General features: G+C 63.6%; 15 protein-coding genes. 6 read left to right on the top strand and 9 right to left on the bottom strand.

The features are described 5' to 3' along the window. Positions 1-32 precede the first annotated feature (32 nt). Positions 33-947 carry a phosphotriesterase family protein gene (locus JI749_RS10960; RefSeq protein WP_201653458.1) on the bottom strand — a complete coding sequence of 305 codons (915 nt, stop codon included), beginning with the start codon at positions 945-947 and terminating at the stop codon, positions 33-35. A 129-nt stretch (positions 948-1,076) separates the two neighbouring features. Here JI749_RS10960 and JI749_RS10955 point away from each other — a divergent pair, with 129 nt between their 5' ends. From JI749_RS10955 to folK, 4 genes are all read left to right on the top strand, one after another. Further along, on the top strand, positions 1,077-2,846 hold the full coding sequence (locus tag JI749_RS10955) for an SLC13 family permease (protein WP_201653455.1): 1,770 nt from the start codon (positions 1,077-1,079) through the stop codon (positions 2,844-2,846). A gap of 87 nt (positions 2,847-2,933) precedes the next feature. Continuing rightward, on the top strand, positions 2,934-3,794 hold the full coding sequence (gene folP / locus JI749_RS10950) for a dihydropteroate synthase (protein ID WP_201653452.1): 861 nt from the start codon (positions 2,934-2,936) through the stop codon (positions 3,792-3,794). A gap of 14 nt (positions 3,795-3,808) precedes the next feature. Further along, the gene (folB, locus tag JI749_RS10945; protein ID WP_201653449.1) at positions 3,809-4,195 is read left to right on the top strand and encodes a dihydroneopterin aldolase; all 387 of its coding nucleotides are present in this window, start codon (positions 3,809-3,811) and stop codon (positions 4,193-4,195) included. After that, the gene (gene folK / locus JI749_RS10940; RefSeq protein ID WP_201653446.1) at positions 4,192-4,638 is read left to right on the top strand and encodes a 2-amino-4-hydroxy-6-hydroxymethyldihydropteridine diphosphokinase; all 447 of its coding nucleotides are present in this window, start codon (positions 4,192-4,194) and stop codon (positions 4,636-4,638) included. The genes folB and folK overlap by 4 nt, the downstream gene beginning before the upstream one ends. On the opposite strand, the gene JI749_RS10935 is transcribed toward folK, so the two are convergent. From JI749_RS10935 to JI749_RS10915, 5 genes are read right to left on the bottom strand one after another with little or no spacing between them, the layout of a single operon-like run. Continuing rightward, on the bottom strand, positions 4,635-5,414 hold the full coding sequence (locus JI749_RS10935; protein ID WP_201653443.1) for an ATP12 family chaperone protein: 780 nt from the start codon (positions 5,412-5,414) through the stop codon (positions 4,635-4,637). The two genes, folK and JI749_RS10935, sit on opposite strands and share 4 nt — an antisense overlap. Further along, positions 5,407-6,075: an HAD family hydrolase gene (locus JI749_RS10930; RefSeq protein WP_201653440.1), complete on the bottom strand. Its 669-nt coding sequence runs from the start codon at positions 6,073-6,075 to the stop codon at positions 5,407-5,409. The genes JI749_RS10935 and JI749_RS10930 overlap by 8 nt, the downstream gene beginning before the upstream one ends. Next, positions 6,072-7,058 (bottom strand): RluA family pseudouridine synthase, encoded by a 987-nt coding sequence (locus JI749_RS10925; protein ID WP_201653437.1) that lies wholly within the window; start codon positions 7,056-7,058, stop codon positions 6,072-6,074. The genes JI749_RS10930 and JI749_RS10925 overlap by 4 nt, the downstream gene beginning before the upstream one ends. Then, complete coding sequence (gene crcB / locus JI749_RS10920; protein ID WP_201653434.1) at positions 7,055-7,435, bottom strand: fluoride efflux transporter CrcB; 381 nt, start codon at positions 7,433-7,435, stop codon at positions 7,055-7,057. The genes JI749_RS10925 and crcB overlap by 4 nt, the downstream gene beginning before the upstream one ends. Next, positions 7,436-8,755 carry a replication-associated recombination protein A gene (locus tag JI749_RS10915; protein ID WP_201653431.1) on the bottom strand — a complete coding sequence of 440 codons (1,320 nt, stop codon included), beginning with the start codon at positions 8,753-8,755 and terminating at the stop codon, positions 7,436-7,438. A gap of 75 nt (positions 8,756-8,830) precedes the next feature. Here JI749_RS10915 and JI749_RS10910 point away from each other — a divergent pair, with 75 nt between their 5' ends. After that, a complete protein-coding gene (locus JI749_RS10910) occupies positions 8,831-9,424 on the top strand; it encodes a hypothetical protein (RefSeq protein WP_201653428.1) in 594 nt (197 codons plus the stop codon). A gap of 1 nt (position 9,425) precedes the next feature. On the opposite strand, the gene JI749_RS10905 is transcribed toward JI749_RS10910, so the two are convergent. Together JI749_RS10905 and JI749_RS10900 are read right to left on the bottom strand one after the other, a co-directional pair. Then, positions 9,426-9,815, bottom strand: a complete 390-nt coding sequence (locus JI749_RS10905; protein ID WP_201653425.1) for a hypothetical protein — start codon at positions 9,813-9,815, stop codon at positions 9,426-9,428. A gap of 79 nt (positions 9,816-9,894) precedes the next feature. Further along, positions 9,895-11,364: a Do family serine endopeptidase gene (locus JI749_RS10900; RefSeq protein WP_325166738.1), complete on the bottom strand. Its 1,470-nt coding sequence runs from the start codon at positions 11,362-11,364 to the stop codon at positions 9,895-9,897. 200 nt (positions 11,365-11,564) lie between these two features. Here JI749_RS10900 and JI749_RS10895 point away from each other — a divergent pair, with 200 nt between their 5' ends. Continuing rightward, the gene (locus tag JI749_RS10895; RefSeq protein ID WP_201653422.1) at positions 11,565-12,746 is read left to right on the top strand and encodes a type III PLP-dependent enzyme domain-containing protein; all 1,182 of its coding nucleotides are present in this window, start codon (positions 11,565-11,567) and stop codon (positions 12,744-12,746) included. Positions 12,747-12,836: 90 nt separating this feature from the next. Here the strand turns inward: JI749_RS10895 and JI749_RS10890 are convergent, their stop codons facing one another. Next, complete coding sequence (locus JI749_RS10890) at positions 12,837-13,877, bottom strand: NAD-dependent epimerase/dehydratase family protein (protein WP_201653419.1); 1,041 nt, start codon at positions 13,875-13,877, stop codon at positions 12,837-12,839. Between the last annotated feature and the right edge of the window lie 125 nt (positions 13,878-14,002).

The raw sequence follows: 14,002 nt of genomic DNA, 5'->3' as shown, positions 1-14,002 counted from the left end.
GAATTTTCTTGCTTAGACCTTGCCTGGCCGCACTAGCGCGCAAAAGCCTCGAACGGATTGATCTCGGTCAGTTGCCGAATGACACGCTCTTCGACACCCGCCGCTCGCAGCTGGGGCAATATGCTCGCCACCAGATGCGTGTAGGGCCGCGGCTCACCGCCGCCGGGCTTGGCTGGATCGAACCAACCCATATCGTGGCTGAGCAGCAATTGCCTTTCGAGGCCTGCCTCCAACGCCCTCAGGATCAACGGCACGCTCTCCTCGTCCGGCACCCAGCCCAGATTGTCGTATTCGATCCAGGCCCCCCGCGCCGCGACAGCCCTGTGCATTTCGAAGTCCGGCTCGGCCTGCGTGTGAATCGAGATGAACCGGCTGGCCGAATATCCTTCGCCCTCGATGATATCGAGCTGGTCCATCACCACCCGCCCCTTGATTGTGTGGGAGCCGATTACCGCGCCCGTGGCCCTGGCCGCGCGCGCCGCGGCCCGCAGGATGCGAGCTTCAATCGGCGTAATCCCATCATCTCCCGCGCTGACCTTGATCCAGGCCGCCTTGACCCCGGTATCGCCGACCCCCACGGTCAAGTCGTGCAAGAATGCCGCCTCGAGCTCGGCTTCGTCAGCCTTGCTCACCCAGTCCGGAATCCACGGCTCACGGTAATTGCCCGTCGGCACCACGATAGGGAAACCTGTGGCCTGGGATACGGCTAGGTCGAGGTCCACCCGCAGGCCCACGCCGCCGGTCGAGCATTCCACCAGCGCCGTGATTCCCTGCGCCTTGATCGCCTCGATCTGCGGCGCCATCAGCGCCACCACATCTGCGGCCTCGGCCTGGGCATAGCCAGGCTGGTCCGGTGTACGCAGGTCGACAAAGACATGTTCGTGCGGAAGGATCATACCCAGATCGCCCTTGGAGCGCGGCCCCAGCGTGGTGAAAAGCTGCTTCATTCGGTCTCCTCCGCCGTTCGGCGCGATTTTGCTTTGGTTCCATACCCATAACGACAAAGACGCGATTTTGGCACTTGCCGATACGACCCGTTCTGCGTTGTGTTGCGTGGCGCCAAGCGTGGAACCTCGATGACCCTGCCTCAAATCTTCGTCTTCCTGACAATCGGTCTCATGATGCTGGCCTTCATCTGGGGACGATGGCGTTACGACGTCGTCGCCGTCGGGGCCCTGATCGCAGCCATCGCACTGGGAATCGTCCCGCCCGCCGAAGCCTTCACCGGCTTCTCCGACGATATCGTGATCATCGTCGGCAGCGCCTTGGTAGTCAGCGCCGCAGTTTCCTATTCCGGCATCATGGAAGCGGCAGTCCGCAGGTTCGCGCCAGGTGTCAGTTCACCCCGCGCCCAGCTCATCCTGCTGGTGATAACGGTCACGGTGCTGAGCGCCTTCGTCAAGAATATCGGCGCCTTGGCGATCATGATGCCCATCGCCTTCCAGATGGCACGCAGGTCGGGCGTTTCGCCGTCGCTCTTCCTGATGCCCATGTCGTTCGGATCGCTGCTGGGCGGGCTGATGACCCAGATCGGCACCTCCCCCAACATCATCGTGTCCCGCATCCGCGAGGAAATGACGGGGCAGGCCTTCGCCATGTTCGACTACACGCCCACCGGCCTGGCCCTTTCGGTGGTGGGCGTCGTCTTCCTCGGCCTCTGCTACCGGCTGCTGCCTGAGCGCCAGCGGCAGGAGACCGGCATGGATAGTGCCATCGAGATCAAGAACTACACCACCGAGGCGCGCGTCGCGGAGGATTCTCCTGCCATCGGCAAGACGGTGGCAGACATCCAGCGCAATGCCGATGGCCGTGCCATGGTCATCCGCATTCTTGGCGCGTCCGGCCAGCGGCGGACACCCCTGCCCGACATGAAGCTGCGGCTTGGCGATATCCTGGTGATCGAGGGCGCAGCGGACGCGCTGGACAATATGGTGAGCCAATCGGGCCTGGTCTTTTCCGAACGGCGTGGCGCCGCAACCAAGGACGCCGCCGATATGGGTACCATCGAGGCGGTCATCGGCGAAAGTTCGGCGCTGATTGGCGCCACGGCGCGGGAACTCACCCTGTTCGACCGGACGGGCCTCAACCTGCTGGCGGTCAGCCGGCGCGATCAGCGCTTCACCGAGCGGCTGGGTCAGATTCGCTTCCAGAATGGCGACGTCATCCTGCTGCAGGGGCACATGAACCGCCTGCCCGAACTGCTGCGCGAGTGGGACTGCCTGCCGCTGGTCGAGCGTGGCCTGCGGCTGGGCAGCGTGCGCAACGGCCTGGTGCCACTGGCCATCTTGCTGGTTGCAATGGGCGCCACGGCCTTCGGCGTGGTGCCGGTCGCCTCCGCCTTCTTTGCCGCCGCCGCCGCCATGGTGATCAGCCGCTCCATCCCGCTGCGGGACGTCTACTCGGCGCTCGACGCGCCGATCCTCATCATGCTGGCCTGCCTGATCCCAGTCTCGGATTCGCTGCGCAGCTCGGGCGGCACCGACCTGATCGCCAACTGGCTGTCGGCCACTGCCGCCACCATGCCCGGTTGGGGTGCCCTCGCACTCATCATGGTAGCCGCCATGGCGGTGACGCCGTTTCTCAACAATGCCGCGACCGTGCTGGTCATGGCGCCCATCGCTGCCACCTTTGCTACCGATCTCGGCTACGCCCCCGAGGCTTTCCTCCTTGCCGTGGCCATCGGCGCCGGCTGCGATTTCCTCACGCCGATCGGCCACCAATGCAACACCCTCGTGATGGGGCCAGGCGGCTACAAATTCGGCGACTATTGGAGGCTCGGCGCGCCCTTGTCGCTGCTTGTCGTGCTGGTTGGCGTCCCGATGCTCATGCTGGTGTGGCCGTTCTAGCCAGCACAACCTCCGTCATGGCTTGCGCCGCTCCGCACAATCGGTAGACCTCTTGGTGAGCCTGCCGAACCATGAGGTCGTGCCACCATGCACACCCAGCACACCATTCCCCTGCCCGGTCGCGCGCCGTTGACCTTTGGCCAAACGCCGCTGGTCATGGGAATTCTCAACGTCACGCCCGACAGTTTCTCCGATGGTGGCCAGCACAATCTTGTCGACAGCGCCCTCGCTCATGCCCGGCAGATGATTGCCGAAGGTGCCGCCATCATCGACGTGGGCGGCGAAAGCACGCGACCCGGATCGCAACCGGTGGGAGTGCAGGAAGAACTCGATCGCGTCATGCCGGTCATCGACGCCCTGATCGCCGCTGGCATCGAGGTGCCCCTTTCCATCGACACCTACAAGCCCCTGGTTGCCGACCAGGCCATCCAGGCCGGCGCTTCCATCATCAACGACGTTCATGGGCTGCAAGGCGCGCCCGAAATGGCCGAGGTCGCCGCCCTGCACCAGGTTCCGGTCATCGCCATGCACTGGCAGAAAGACCGCGACCACCGCACTCCCTTGCTCGATGATATGGTCCGCTATTTCCAGGCCAGCGTCGCGCTGGCCGAACGGGCTGGGCTAGGTCGCGACCGCCTCATCCTCGATCCCGGCTTCGGCTTTGGCAAATCACTCGCCGAAAACTACCAAGTCCTGCAGCAACTCGCCGGCATTGGGCAAGCAATCTCCCGGCATGCTTGCCCTATTCTTGTCGGCACGTCGCGCAAGTCCATGATCGGCAAGCTGCTCGACAACCAGCCCGCCGAACGCCTCGCCGGAACCATCGCAACAACCATCATTGGTTACATCAATGGCGGCCACGTCTTCCGCGTCCACGACGTCAAAGCCAACCGCGACGCTCTTCGCGTCGCCCAGGCGACCCTGTATGGTCTGCCCGAGGACCGTTAGGGAGGAGAGTGGAAGTGGGTCAGAATTTCACGGGCGACCGTATCATTTTGAAAGACCTCGGCTTTTATGGCTACCACGGCGTATTTGCCGAAGAGGCCAAGCTGGGCCAGCGATTCTTCGTCGACCTGGAACTTGGCGCCGACCTCTCCGCCACTGCTACCACCGACCGCCTCAGCACCGGCATTTCCTATGCCGACATCTACGACGTGGTGAAAACCGCCTTCGACTCTCGGCGCATGAAATTGATCGAGGCCGTGGCGCAGAACATCGTCGACGAGATCTTCGACAAATTTCAACGGGTAGAGTGGGTCATCATTCGCATCCGCAAGCCGGAGGCGCCCATTGCCATGGTGCAGGGTGAGGCCGGCGTGGAACTGCATCGGCAGCGGAAAGCCCAATGACGTCAAAGGCCTGGCTAAGTCTTGGCGCCAATCTGGGAGACCCGCCGACGCAGCTTGCCGAAGCGGTGCGGCGCATAGGCGACCATCCGGCAATCACGGTCATCGCCCAGTCCGGCATCTTCGCTACCAAGCCTTGGGGCAAGACTGATCAGCCCGACTTCGCCAACATCGCCATCGGCATCGAAACCACGCTCAAGCCCATTGAATTGCTTGATGTTTTGCTCGCCATCGAATTGGCGATGGGCAGGGTACGCACCGAGGTCTGGGGCCCGCGCCTGATCGATATCGACATGATCGCCTATGATCGGTTCGAGATCAAAACCGCCAGGCTGACCCTGCCCCATCCCTATGCACACGAGCGCGACTTCGTGCTCGATCCGTTGCGACAGATCGCTAAGGATGTGGCCGATTGGGTCGTCATGTGCGCGGCCAAGCCGCGTTAGGCGCGCAGCGCGTTCAGCACCGAGACAGCTGTATCGAACTCGGCCCGACGCTTGGCGCGACGCTCTGCGGCTTCCTCGTCCTCGCCCCACTGACCGATCTGGTAATCCTCGTCGACATGCGCCGCCTTCCACACGCGGTCGGGCGAAAACAGCTTGTGCCACAAGCCCATGGCGAGAAGTCCTGATCCAGTTAGTCCAGTGATCGAGACCAGCGCCGTCAGAACGAACAGATTCTCTCCCGACAGCGCATCAGCCAGCCGATCAAGCGTCGCCTTGGGCTGGGACTGGTGCATGATGCCCATCGTGGGCTGGAAGGTGACGCCAAAATGGCCTGCAAGAGTGGTAAGCGCGCTGTCCCAGGCCAGCTCCTGCTCGGAAACCAGTTCCTGCGGACTCTCGGCGCGATAGAGCAGGAGGTCGCTGCTGGCGAACTTCACCACCTCTTCGCGAAAAGCCGGAATCATCTCCTCGCCGCTTTCGACTGCAGAGTTGATCAGCCGCACCATGGGCATGGTCGAGGGGTCGATGAACTCGCCCTGCGCGGCCCACTCGGCCGCCATGGCGGTGGCGATAGGCGCAGCCGGGACGACAACAGCCAGCTTCTTGCCCGGTGTCCGCACCGGCCTGCCGTCGAGCGTTACCACGAACCCGCCATCGACCGGCCCCGCGGCCACGTCCTTGTAGAAGCGCTTGGGCAGTTCGACCCTATTGAGATGCTGGGCCCTGCCATAGCCGTCATCGCGATGCTGGTGGGCTTCCTCGAGCTGATCACGCATGGGCTTTGTCCTCCAGCAGGGCATCGATGAGGTCGTAGAGATCCTCGAAGCGGGTAACGGTGGCCGTGGCTCCCGCTGCCGCCAGGTCCTCGACCGGCTGCAGGCCCCAGGCGACACCGATAGACCGCACGCTGGCGGCCTTGGCCATTTCGATGTCGAAGACGGCATCGCCTATCATCAACGTATTATGCGGCAGTGCACCGCAGGCCGCCATGGCCGAATGCAGCATGCCCGGATGCGGCTTGGACGGGTTGGTGTCCGGCGTTTGAAGGCTGGCGAAATAGGACGTCATGTCATTCTGCGTCAGCGTCTTGTCGAGGCCCGCCCGTCCCTTCCCGGTTGCAATCGCCAATTGGGTATCGGGCCGAGTTTTCAGTCGCTCCAGCAAGCCGCGTGCACCATCGAACATCGGCATCTGGCCGGGCGGCGAGGCGGCGGCGGCCGCCCGATACGCGTCGAACAGTGCCGAGATCACCTCGGGGTCATCACTGCCGGACACCGCGCTGAGGTAGATCGGCAGCGACAGTCCGACATTGGCGCGAATGGTCTCGCGCGACGGCGCCGGTAGGCCTACCGAAGCAAAGGCCTTGAGCACGCGCGCGGTGATCTCGGCGCCGCTGTCGATCAGCGTGCCATCCATGTCGAAGACGACCAGGCTCACGCCCCGTCCTCCGGATCGCCGCTGACATCGTAGCGATCGGGATCGAAGCCCAGGGCCTCGAAGCTCTGCCGTATATGCGGTGGCAAGGGCGCGGAAATGTCGAGGCGCTTACCGTTGCGCAGCGGAATGGCGATGCGGCGGGCATGCAGGTGCAGGCCTTCGCTGAGGCCCGGCGCGCCCTGCCAGTTCTCGATGTTGAAATAGCGCGGGTCGCCGATGATCGGCGTGCCCAGCTGCGCCATATGCACGCGCAACTGGTGGGTGCGGCCGGTCACGGGCTTGAGCGTCACCCAGGCAAAGCGCCGGCTGGCGGTGTCGGTGGTCGAATAGTAGCTCATCGAATGCTGCGCGCCGGGCGTGCCGTTCTTGACCACCACCATCTGCTCGCCATCTTCGGTGCTCTGGCGCGCGAGGAAGCACGAGATTTCACCCTGCTGCGGATGCGGATTGCCGGCGACGATGGCCCAATAGATCTTGCGCGCCGAGCGTGAGCGGAACACCGTGCCAAAGTGGCTCGCTGCTGCCTTGGTCTTGGCGACGACCAGACAGCCCGACGTATCCCGGTCCAGCCGGTGAACCAGGCGTGGCGGCTCGCCCTTTTTGTTGGGCAGGCTCTTGAGCATCCCGTCGATATGGCGCTTGGTGCCGCTGCCCCCTTGCACCGCAAGACCATGCGGCTTGTTGAAGACATAGATGTCGTCGTCTTCGTAGAGGATCAGCTCCCGCAGGAACTGGGCATCCGCCTCACTGACCTTGGGCGGGCGCACCACGTCGGGGTCGTCGATGGGGGGAATGCGCACGGTCTGCCCACCGACCAGACGGGTGCTGGTGGTCACCTTGGCCTTGTCGACTTTGACCTCGCCGTTGCGGATCAGCTTTTGCAGGCGCCCGAAGCCGAGCTGGGGGAAATGGGTCGCAAACCAGCGATCCAGACGCATGCCGTCTTCATCGCTTTCCACTTGCCGCTGTTGAACGCCACTCATGCCACGCCTCGGGTCACCAAAAGCCCGAGATAAAGCCCTATGAGGCAGAGCACAACCGACAACAGCACATAGGCGCCAGCCGCAACCACTTCGCCGCGCTCGATCAACACGATCGTATCCAGCGAGAAGGTCGAGAAGGTCGTGAAGCCGCCCAGGATGCCCACGGCGACGAACAACCGTGCATCGCTTTGCCAGGTTGGGAGCCAGCGGGCCATCAGCCCGACGAACAGACCCATGGCGAGCGAGCCGACGAGGTTGATCAGCAGCGTGGCGAGCGGGAACGACATCGGCCACAAACGGCCGATTATCTGCCCCACGCCGAAACGTGCCATGGCGCCCAGCGCGCCACCCAGGCCGACGAGAAAGAAGGGATACATCTAGCCTTCTGCCTCGTCTCGCTTGGCTGCCCGCAGCCGTTCGAAATAGTCGATGCGCTTTCTCAGGTCCCGCTCGAAACCGCGCTCGACCGGATGGTAGAATTTCTTCCGACCGATCTTTTCGGGAAAGTACTCCTGCCCGGAAAACGCTTCCGGCGTATCGTGGTCATAGATGTAACCCTCGCCATAGCCCGAGCCCTTCATCAATTTGGTCGGGGCGTTGAGGATCACCATGGGCGGCATCGGCGAACCGGTTTCCCTCGCTACGCTCATGGCAGCCTTGAAAGCGGTGTAGACGGCGTTTGACTTGGGCGCCAAGGCCAGATGCACCACGACCTGGGCCAGCGCCAGTTCGCCCTCTGGCGAGCCGAGCATCTGATAGGCATCGCGCGCCGCGACGGCCATGGGCAGCGCCTGCGGATCGGCCTCGCCAATATCCTCGGAGGCCATGCGGATCAGCCGGCGCGCAAGAAACAGGGGATCCTCCCCAGCTACCAGCATGCGGGCGAAATAATAGAGGGCGGCGTCTGGGTCGGAACCGCGGATCGTCTTGTGCAAAGCCGAGATCAGGTTGTAGTGCCCGTCCTGCGCCTTGTCATAAATCGGGGCCCGGCGCTGCACCACGGTGAGGAGCCCCGCCGCGTCGAGCACTTCACCCGCCTTGGCTGAAGCCAGCACTTCCTCGACAAGGCCAAGCAGCGCGCGCCCGTCGCCATCGGCCAGCGTCAGCAGCGTCTGTCGCGCCTCGGGCGCGAGTGGCAGTGCCGCGCCGGTCAGTGCCTCGGCCCGCTGGACGAGCTTTTCGAGGTCGTCGAGGCCAAGGGACTCGAAGCGCAGCACCTGGCTGCGCGACAGCAGAGCCGCGTTGAGCTCGAAGGAAGGGTTCTCGGTGGTGGCGCCAACCAGCACCACGGTGCCATCTTCCATCACCGGCAGGAAGCCGTCCTGCTGCGCGCGATTGAAGCGATGGATTTCGTCGACAAACAGCAGCGTCCGATGACCCGACAACCGCTGGAAGCGGGCCTTCTCGAACACCTTCTTGAGGTCGGCCACGCCGGAAAACACCGCCGAAATCTGCTCGAACGTGTACCCGATCTGGTCGGCCAGCAGCCGCGCCACGGTGGTCTTGCCCGTGCCTGGCGGGCCCCACAGGATCAGCGAGCCCAGCCGGCCACTGGCAATCATCCGCCGCAGGGTGCCATCGGGCCCCAGCAGGTGCGGCTGGCCGATCACCTCGTCCAGCGAACGCGGGCGCAACTGATCCGCCAGCGGGCGGGCAGTATCGTTGTCGGCGGGATCGGCGGCGAAGAGGTCGGACATGAGAGCGTTCTAGCGGTAATCGACAGCGTCAGCAAACTAGGCTCTAGTCAGAGCGAAACCTGTCAGGATGCCTTCATGTCGATGTTTCGCTTCGCCGCCGCCGCCGCTATCGCCCTTGGACTCATCGCGCCCGTCATGGCACAGGAGAAAGTGGAACGTCTCGGCATCCCTGGCCCCATTATCTTTGAGGGCACCAAGTTCGAGCTCGCCTGGACCAGCCACCCGGCGCCGACTTACTACAAGCAGGAATACGTGCCGGCAGGACAGGTCGTGGAATCCTATGACGAGATGTTCATGGTGGACCTGCTGACCGAAGGACAGGATCCGGAAAGCGCCGCGGCGACCATGATCGCAGGGTTGGACGAGCGCAAGGCGGGCGGCGACCCGGTGGTCAACTACGACATGATCTCCAACGAGGCGACCGGCGAACTCATCCTCGATTTCCTGCTCAGCGATACCAGTAGCGGCCAAATCATCGTCGAATGGAATGCCTACCGTTACTCGCCCACCGCGGATGGCGCGGGCGTCACTCTGTTCGCCATCAGTCGTCGCGGCTATGGCGAGGACGGTGCAACGCAGTTCCTGGAGAGGCTGACTACTTGGCGGCAGACATCCATCCAGGAATTGGCCGTGATGGAACTGCCGCCGGTCACGGTAGCGGCCGAATAGGTCAGTAGCAGCTGTCCACCAGCTCGTCGATGCGCAGCGTCGTGCCCTCTTCCTCCATGATCAGGTCACCACGGATAACCCAGCACATAGGTCCGTCGGCGAGGTTTTCCATCGCCGCAAGGATTTCTCTTGAGGCAACAATCTCAGGGGGGATTTCGTCGCTCCAGACGACGACGCCATCCGCCGTGGGGGTATCGGCGGCGAGCACGAAGTAGTTCGGGCATGGCGCGGTCACGCACTGAACCGCCTGGAACTCATAGCGCAGATATTGCGGAGCATCCAAGGCGACCGACCTAATCTCGCCATCCGCATTGACGTAGACAGTTGCGTCCTCGGCCATGGCTGGCTGCGCGACGCCGGCAAGGGCGATGATGATGGCGATCCGTCTCATGAGGTGTCTCCGCAGATGCAGTTCCCGATCACCCACATGTAGGGCGTGTGGATGTACGCAGGCTGAACGGGCCGCCGCCCTAGCCGCTGACGATGCTGCGCGTCACCCGCCCGTCCCGCTGCAGGATGATTTGCCATGTCCGCACGCGGTTGGACGCCGTGTCGGCGAAGGCCCTTGCCGTGTCCATCGGCTTGTCGTTCAGCGACAGGATGACGTCGTCGACACGCAGGCCCATCTGGTCGGCCGGTGAGCCCGGCTCGACGGCGGTAACGATGACGCCCTTGGCGTCGTAAGGCAGTCCCTTGGCTTCGGCCAGTGCAGCATCGATCTGGCGCACACTGGTGCCGGCAAAGCGCGAATTGCCCGATATGGACGCGACAGCATCGTCGCCAACCGCCGGTGCAGCCTCGACTTGAAGGCTGACATCTTCGGTAACGCCCGAGCGCTGCCGGGACAGCACCGTGGTTTCCCCGATCGGCTTGGTGGCAAGGCGGAAATTGAAGGCGCTGGGGTCATTCACGGCAGTGCCGTCGACCGCCAGGATCACGTCGCCGGATGCAAAGCCAGCCCGGGCGGCCGGGCCATCGGGCGCCACCTCGGTGATGAGCGCACCATGCGGAGCCGCCATGCCCAGGCTCGCGGCGATATCGGAATTGACCGCCTGCATCTTTGCGCCGAACCAAGGCCGGATGATCTCCCCGCCCTTGACGCCAGCATCGGCGACGAGGCGCGCCATATTGGCCGGGATGGCGAAACCGATACCGACCGAGCCACCGGTCTGCGAATAGATGGCGGTGTTGATGCCGACCAGCCTGCCATCGAGATCGACCAGGGCGCCGCCGGAATTGCCGGGGTTGATGGCGGCGTCCGTCTGGATGAAGAACTCGTAGTCCGAGCTCTCGACCCCTGTGCGCGCCAAAGCCGAAACGATGCCAGAGGTAACGGTCTGTCCCACGCCGAAGGGGTTGCCGATGGCAAGGACGAGATCACCCACCTGCAGGGCGTCGGAGTCCGAGAACGTGATGGCGGGGAAGTTGGTGCTGCCGGGATCGCGGACACGCAGCACGGCCAGGTCGGTCTGCGCATCCTCAATGACGATATCGACGGCGAACTCGCGACCGTCGGAAAGGGCGATACGGACATCGGTGGCGCCCTCGATGACGTGGCGATTGGTGAGGATCACGCCGCCGGCATCGACAATGACACCGGAACCCAGCGACCTGGACTCCCGGGGCCGGGTTTGCAACTGGCCCTGGCCGAAGAAGCGCGAGAAGAACGGATCATTGGCAAAAGGCGAGGCCTGCGCCTGCTCGATCCGGGTGGCATAGACGTTGACCACCGAGGGCGACACGGCCTTGACCACCGGAGCGAAGCTGAGCTTGACCTGCTCGTCGCTCCGGGGAACGACGCGGGGCGCGGGCTGCGGAGGGGCAACCGCCACGGCGACCTGCGCCTGGCTAGGCCCATTCCATGGCGAGAACGCCAACGTGCCGCCAATAGCCAGGGCAGCAACAGCGACACCTGCCAGAACCAGTGTGCGCATCGACATCGAACCTACCTCCGTCTGGCGCGTTGAATGCCGAAACCGGTCCACGCGCGGACGAGAGGCAAACGCCCGGATTCTGGCGCGAAAATGGCGTCACGCAGCCGTCGCAATTAGCCGTCAAATAATCGTTTGCGCGAGGGGTTGCATGGCCCTATATGCAGCGCTTCTTTTCCGCATTCTTAGCCCCGAAAGGCCAGTCGTCGATGACCACCGAGCCGAAGCACGTCTATCCGAACACCTCCGCCCTGATAGCGGCGGAAGAGCCGGACTTTCCGGCATTCCTGTTCTCCGAGCGCGAGCTTCACAAGGCTACCAAGGTCTTCCGGAAGGGCTTTGACGGGCTGCTGACCTATGCCGTCAAGTGCAACCCGTCCCCGCACATCATCGCCCAACTGCACCGCGAGGGACTCAAGGCCTTCGACGTTGCCTCCAATACCGAGATGGAACTGGTGCGCGACCACGCCCCCGGCGCGGTGATGCACTATAACAACCCCATCAAGAACAAGCGCGAGATCGAACGCGCCTACGAAGAGTTCGGTGTCCGCAGCTTCACTATCGACCATCCGCAGCAGCTCGACCAGCTTGCCGCCGTGGTGTCGCCCAGCCGCGACGTGGAGGTAACGACCCGCTTCAAGGCCGGCAAGGCGCTCAAGTCCTATGACTTCGGCATCAAGTTCGGCGTCATGGAACAAGGTGCGGCCGAAATCGTCAGCGCCGTCGAGGCCATGGGCTTCACGCCGAGCCTCTGCTTCCATGTGGGCAGCCAGTGCGAGGATGCCTACGCCTATGAGCGCCACATCGCCGCCGCCGCGCGCATCGTCGAAGAAGCGGGCATCGAATTGAAGCGCCTCAATATCGGTGGCGGCTATCCGGCCCCCTACCCGACCAGCGAGGCGCCGCCGATGGACTACTATTTCGAGACCATTGCTACGGCCGTGTCGGACCATTTCGGCGACAAGAACAAGCCCGAACTGATCATCGAGCCCGGCCGAGCCCTGGTGACTTCGTCCACCTCGCTGCTGCTGCGCGTCAAGCATCAGCGCGGCGGCCAGTCGGTTTATGTCAATGACGGCGCCTATGGCAGCCTCATGGAAGTCAAGTTCATGCACTTCACCCCGCCGGTCCGCGTCTGGCGCGGCCCCCGTGTGCACGACAACAACCAGGAATTCTCCGAATTCACCATCTGGGGACCCACTTGCGACAGCTATGACGTGCTGCCACAGGTGTTCACCCTGCCCGCCGATATCGATGAAGACGACTGGATCGAATTCGGCCTGATGGGCGCCTATACCCAGGCGTCCCTGACCCCGTTCAACGGCTTCGACCGCCGCGACCAATACTGGGTCGAGGAAGTCTACACCGGCAAGGACCAGCAGCCGGAATAGAGCTTACGGACACTCGCAACAGCGCGGCCACCCTCGGGTGGCCGCTATTGTTTGGAGATGGTCGTGGTCGGCCGGAGATATCCTGTCGGCTTACGCCCGTTTGGACTTCAGCAGACCCAGCCTGATCGCACTTTCCGCTGACGCCAGGATCGCATCCCGCCCCGATATGAATGGCCGACCGAGCAGCGCCTCGCCCTTCTCCCGCGAAAAATGCTTTTCGTTGCCGATGTCGTTGATGATCTGGCGGGTCGGTCCGCCAAAGCGGGCAAGTAGCTTGATGATCCAGTCCGGCACAATCTTGTTGGTGATCTGGCGGTCGGGATAGGCGTCGGCCAGCACCCGCGCCACCTGCGGGAATGGCACGTAATCCGAGGTCGCCAGATAGCGATGTCCGATGGACGTCGGCTGCTGCAAAGCAGCGACATGCAACGCGGCCACGTCGCGGACGTCGATGACCGAAAAGCCGTTGCTCGGCATGGCCGGCGTGGACCCGTCAAGAAGGCCGGTGACCATGCCCAGCGAGATGCTCGCATCCTCGTCGAGAGCTGGGCCCAGGATGGCGCCGGGATGGATCGTGGTCAGTTCCAACCCTTCCGAGCGTGCATAGGCCCAGGCAGCCTGTTCGGCCAAGGTCTTGCCGACACAATACGCCCAGGTGAAGCGCATGCCGTCGAGGTCGGTAAAGTCATCCTCTGTGTAAATGCGCTTGCCCCGATCGTGCCCCAGCCCATAGCCGACGGTCGCGATCGACGATGTCATGACGACGCGCCTGACCCCGCCAGCGACCGCATGGCGCAACACCCGCTCCGTGCCCTCGACGGCCGGGCCGATGACCAGTTGCGGATCTTTGGGCTCTTCGGCCACGATCTGCGCCGCCACATGGGCAACCGCCGTTACGCCTTCCATGGCTTCCAGCCAGCCGCGGTCCTGCATCAGGTCCAGTCGGACGAAGCTCAATCGCGTAAGAGCAGCATCACCCAATTGTCCTGCCACCGCAGAACGTACGGCTTCCGCCCTGCCCTCGGACCGAACCGTGCCACGGACGTCGAACCCGGCCCGCAGAAGTTCGATGACGGTCCACTTGCCGACAAAGCCATTGGCGCCGGTAACCAGAACCAGACCCGTCTGCATCGCTATTCCCCCAGCCACAGCGTTCCGGAATGAACCGCAGCGCGCGGCAAATGTCCACTGGGGCCAAATCGGTTGGCACCAGACATGCGAAAAGGGCGGCCGCTTGAACAGCGACCGCCCTTTTC

This window comes from Devosia oryziradicis (assembly GCF_016698645.1).
In the GTDB taxonomy this organism is placed as follows: domain Bacteria; phylum Pseudomonadota; class Alphaproteobacteria; order Rhizobiales; family Devosiaceae; genus Devosia; species Devosia oryziradicis.
Note: the sequence above shows the minus strand (reverse complement) of the source record. Positions and strands in the feature narration are given on the sequence as shown.

What these genes read in the sequence shown, in the direction of transcription:
- JI749_RS10960 (WP_201653458.1), bottom strand. Translation starts at nt 947, where the DNA reads ATGAAGCAGCTTTTCACCACGCTGGGGCCGCGCTCCAAGGGCGATCTG.
- JI749_RS10925 (WP_201653437.1), bottom strand. Translation starts at nt 7,058, where the DNA reads ATGAGTGGCGTTCAACAGCGGCAAGTGGAAAGCGATGAAGACGGCATG.
- JI749_RS10895 (WP_201653422.1), top strand. Translation starts at nt 11,565, where the DNA reads ATGACCACCGAGCCGAAGCACGTCTATCCGAACACCTCCGCCCTGATA.
- JI749_RS10935 (WP_201653443.1), bottom strand. Translation starts at nt 5,414, where the DNA reads ATGCGTGATCAGCTCGAGGAAGCCCACCAGCATCGCGATGACGGCTAT.
- crcB (WP_201653434.1), bottom strand. Translation starts at nt 7,435, where the DNA reads ATGTATCCCTTCTTTCTCGTCGGCCTGGGTGGCGCGCTGGGCGCCATG.
- JI749_RS10915 (WP_201653431.1), bottom strand. Translation starts at nt 8,755, where the DNA reads ATGTCCGACCTCTTCGCCGCCGATCCCGCCGACAACGATACTGCCCGC.
- folP (WP_201653452.1), top strand. Translation starts at nt 2,934, where the DNA reads ATGCACACCCAGCACACCATTCCCCTGCCCGGTCGCGCGCCGTTGACC.
- folK (WP_201653446.1), top strand. Translation starts at nt 4,192, where the DNA reads ATGACGTCAAAGGCCTGGCTAAGTCTTGGCGCCAATCTGGGAGACCCG.
- JI749_RS10890 (WP_201653419.1), bottom strand. Translation starts at nt 13,877, where the DNA reads ATGCAGACGGGTCTGGTTCTGGTTACCGGCGCCAATGGCTTTGTCGGC.
- JI749_RS10905 (WP_201653425.1), bottom strand. Translation starts at nt 9,815, where the DNA reads ATGAGACGGATCGCCATCATCATCGCCCTTGCCGGCGTCGCGCAGCCA.
- JI749_RS10955 (WP_201653455.1), top strand. Translation starts at nt 1,077, where the DNA reads ATGACCCTGCCTCAAATCTTCGTCTTCCTGACAATCGGTCTCATGATG.
- JI749_RS10910 (WP_201653428.1), top strand. Translation starts at nt 8,831, where the DNA reads ATGTCGATGTTTCGCTTCGCCGCCGCCGCCGCTATCGCCCTTGGACTC.
- JI749_RS10900 (WP_325166738.1), bottom strand. Translation starts at nt 11,364, where the DNA reads ATGTCGATGCGCACACTGGTTCTGGCAGGTGTCGCTGTTGCTGCCCTG.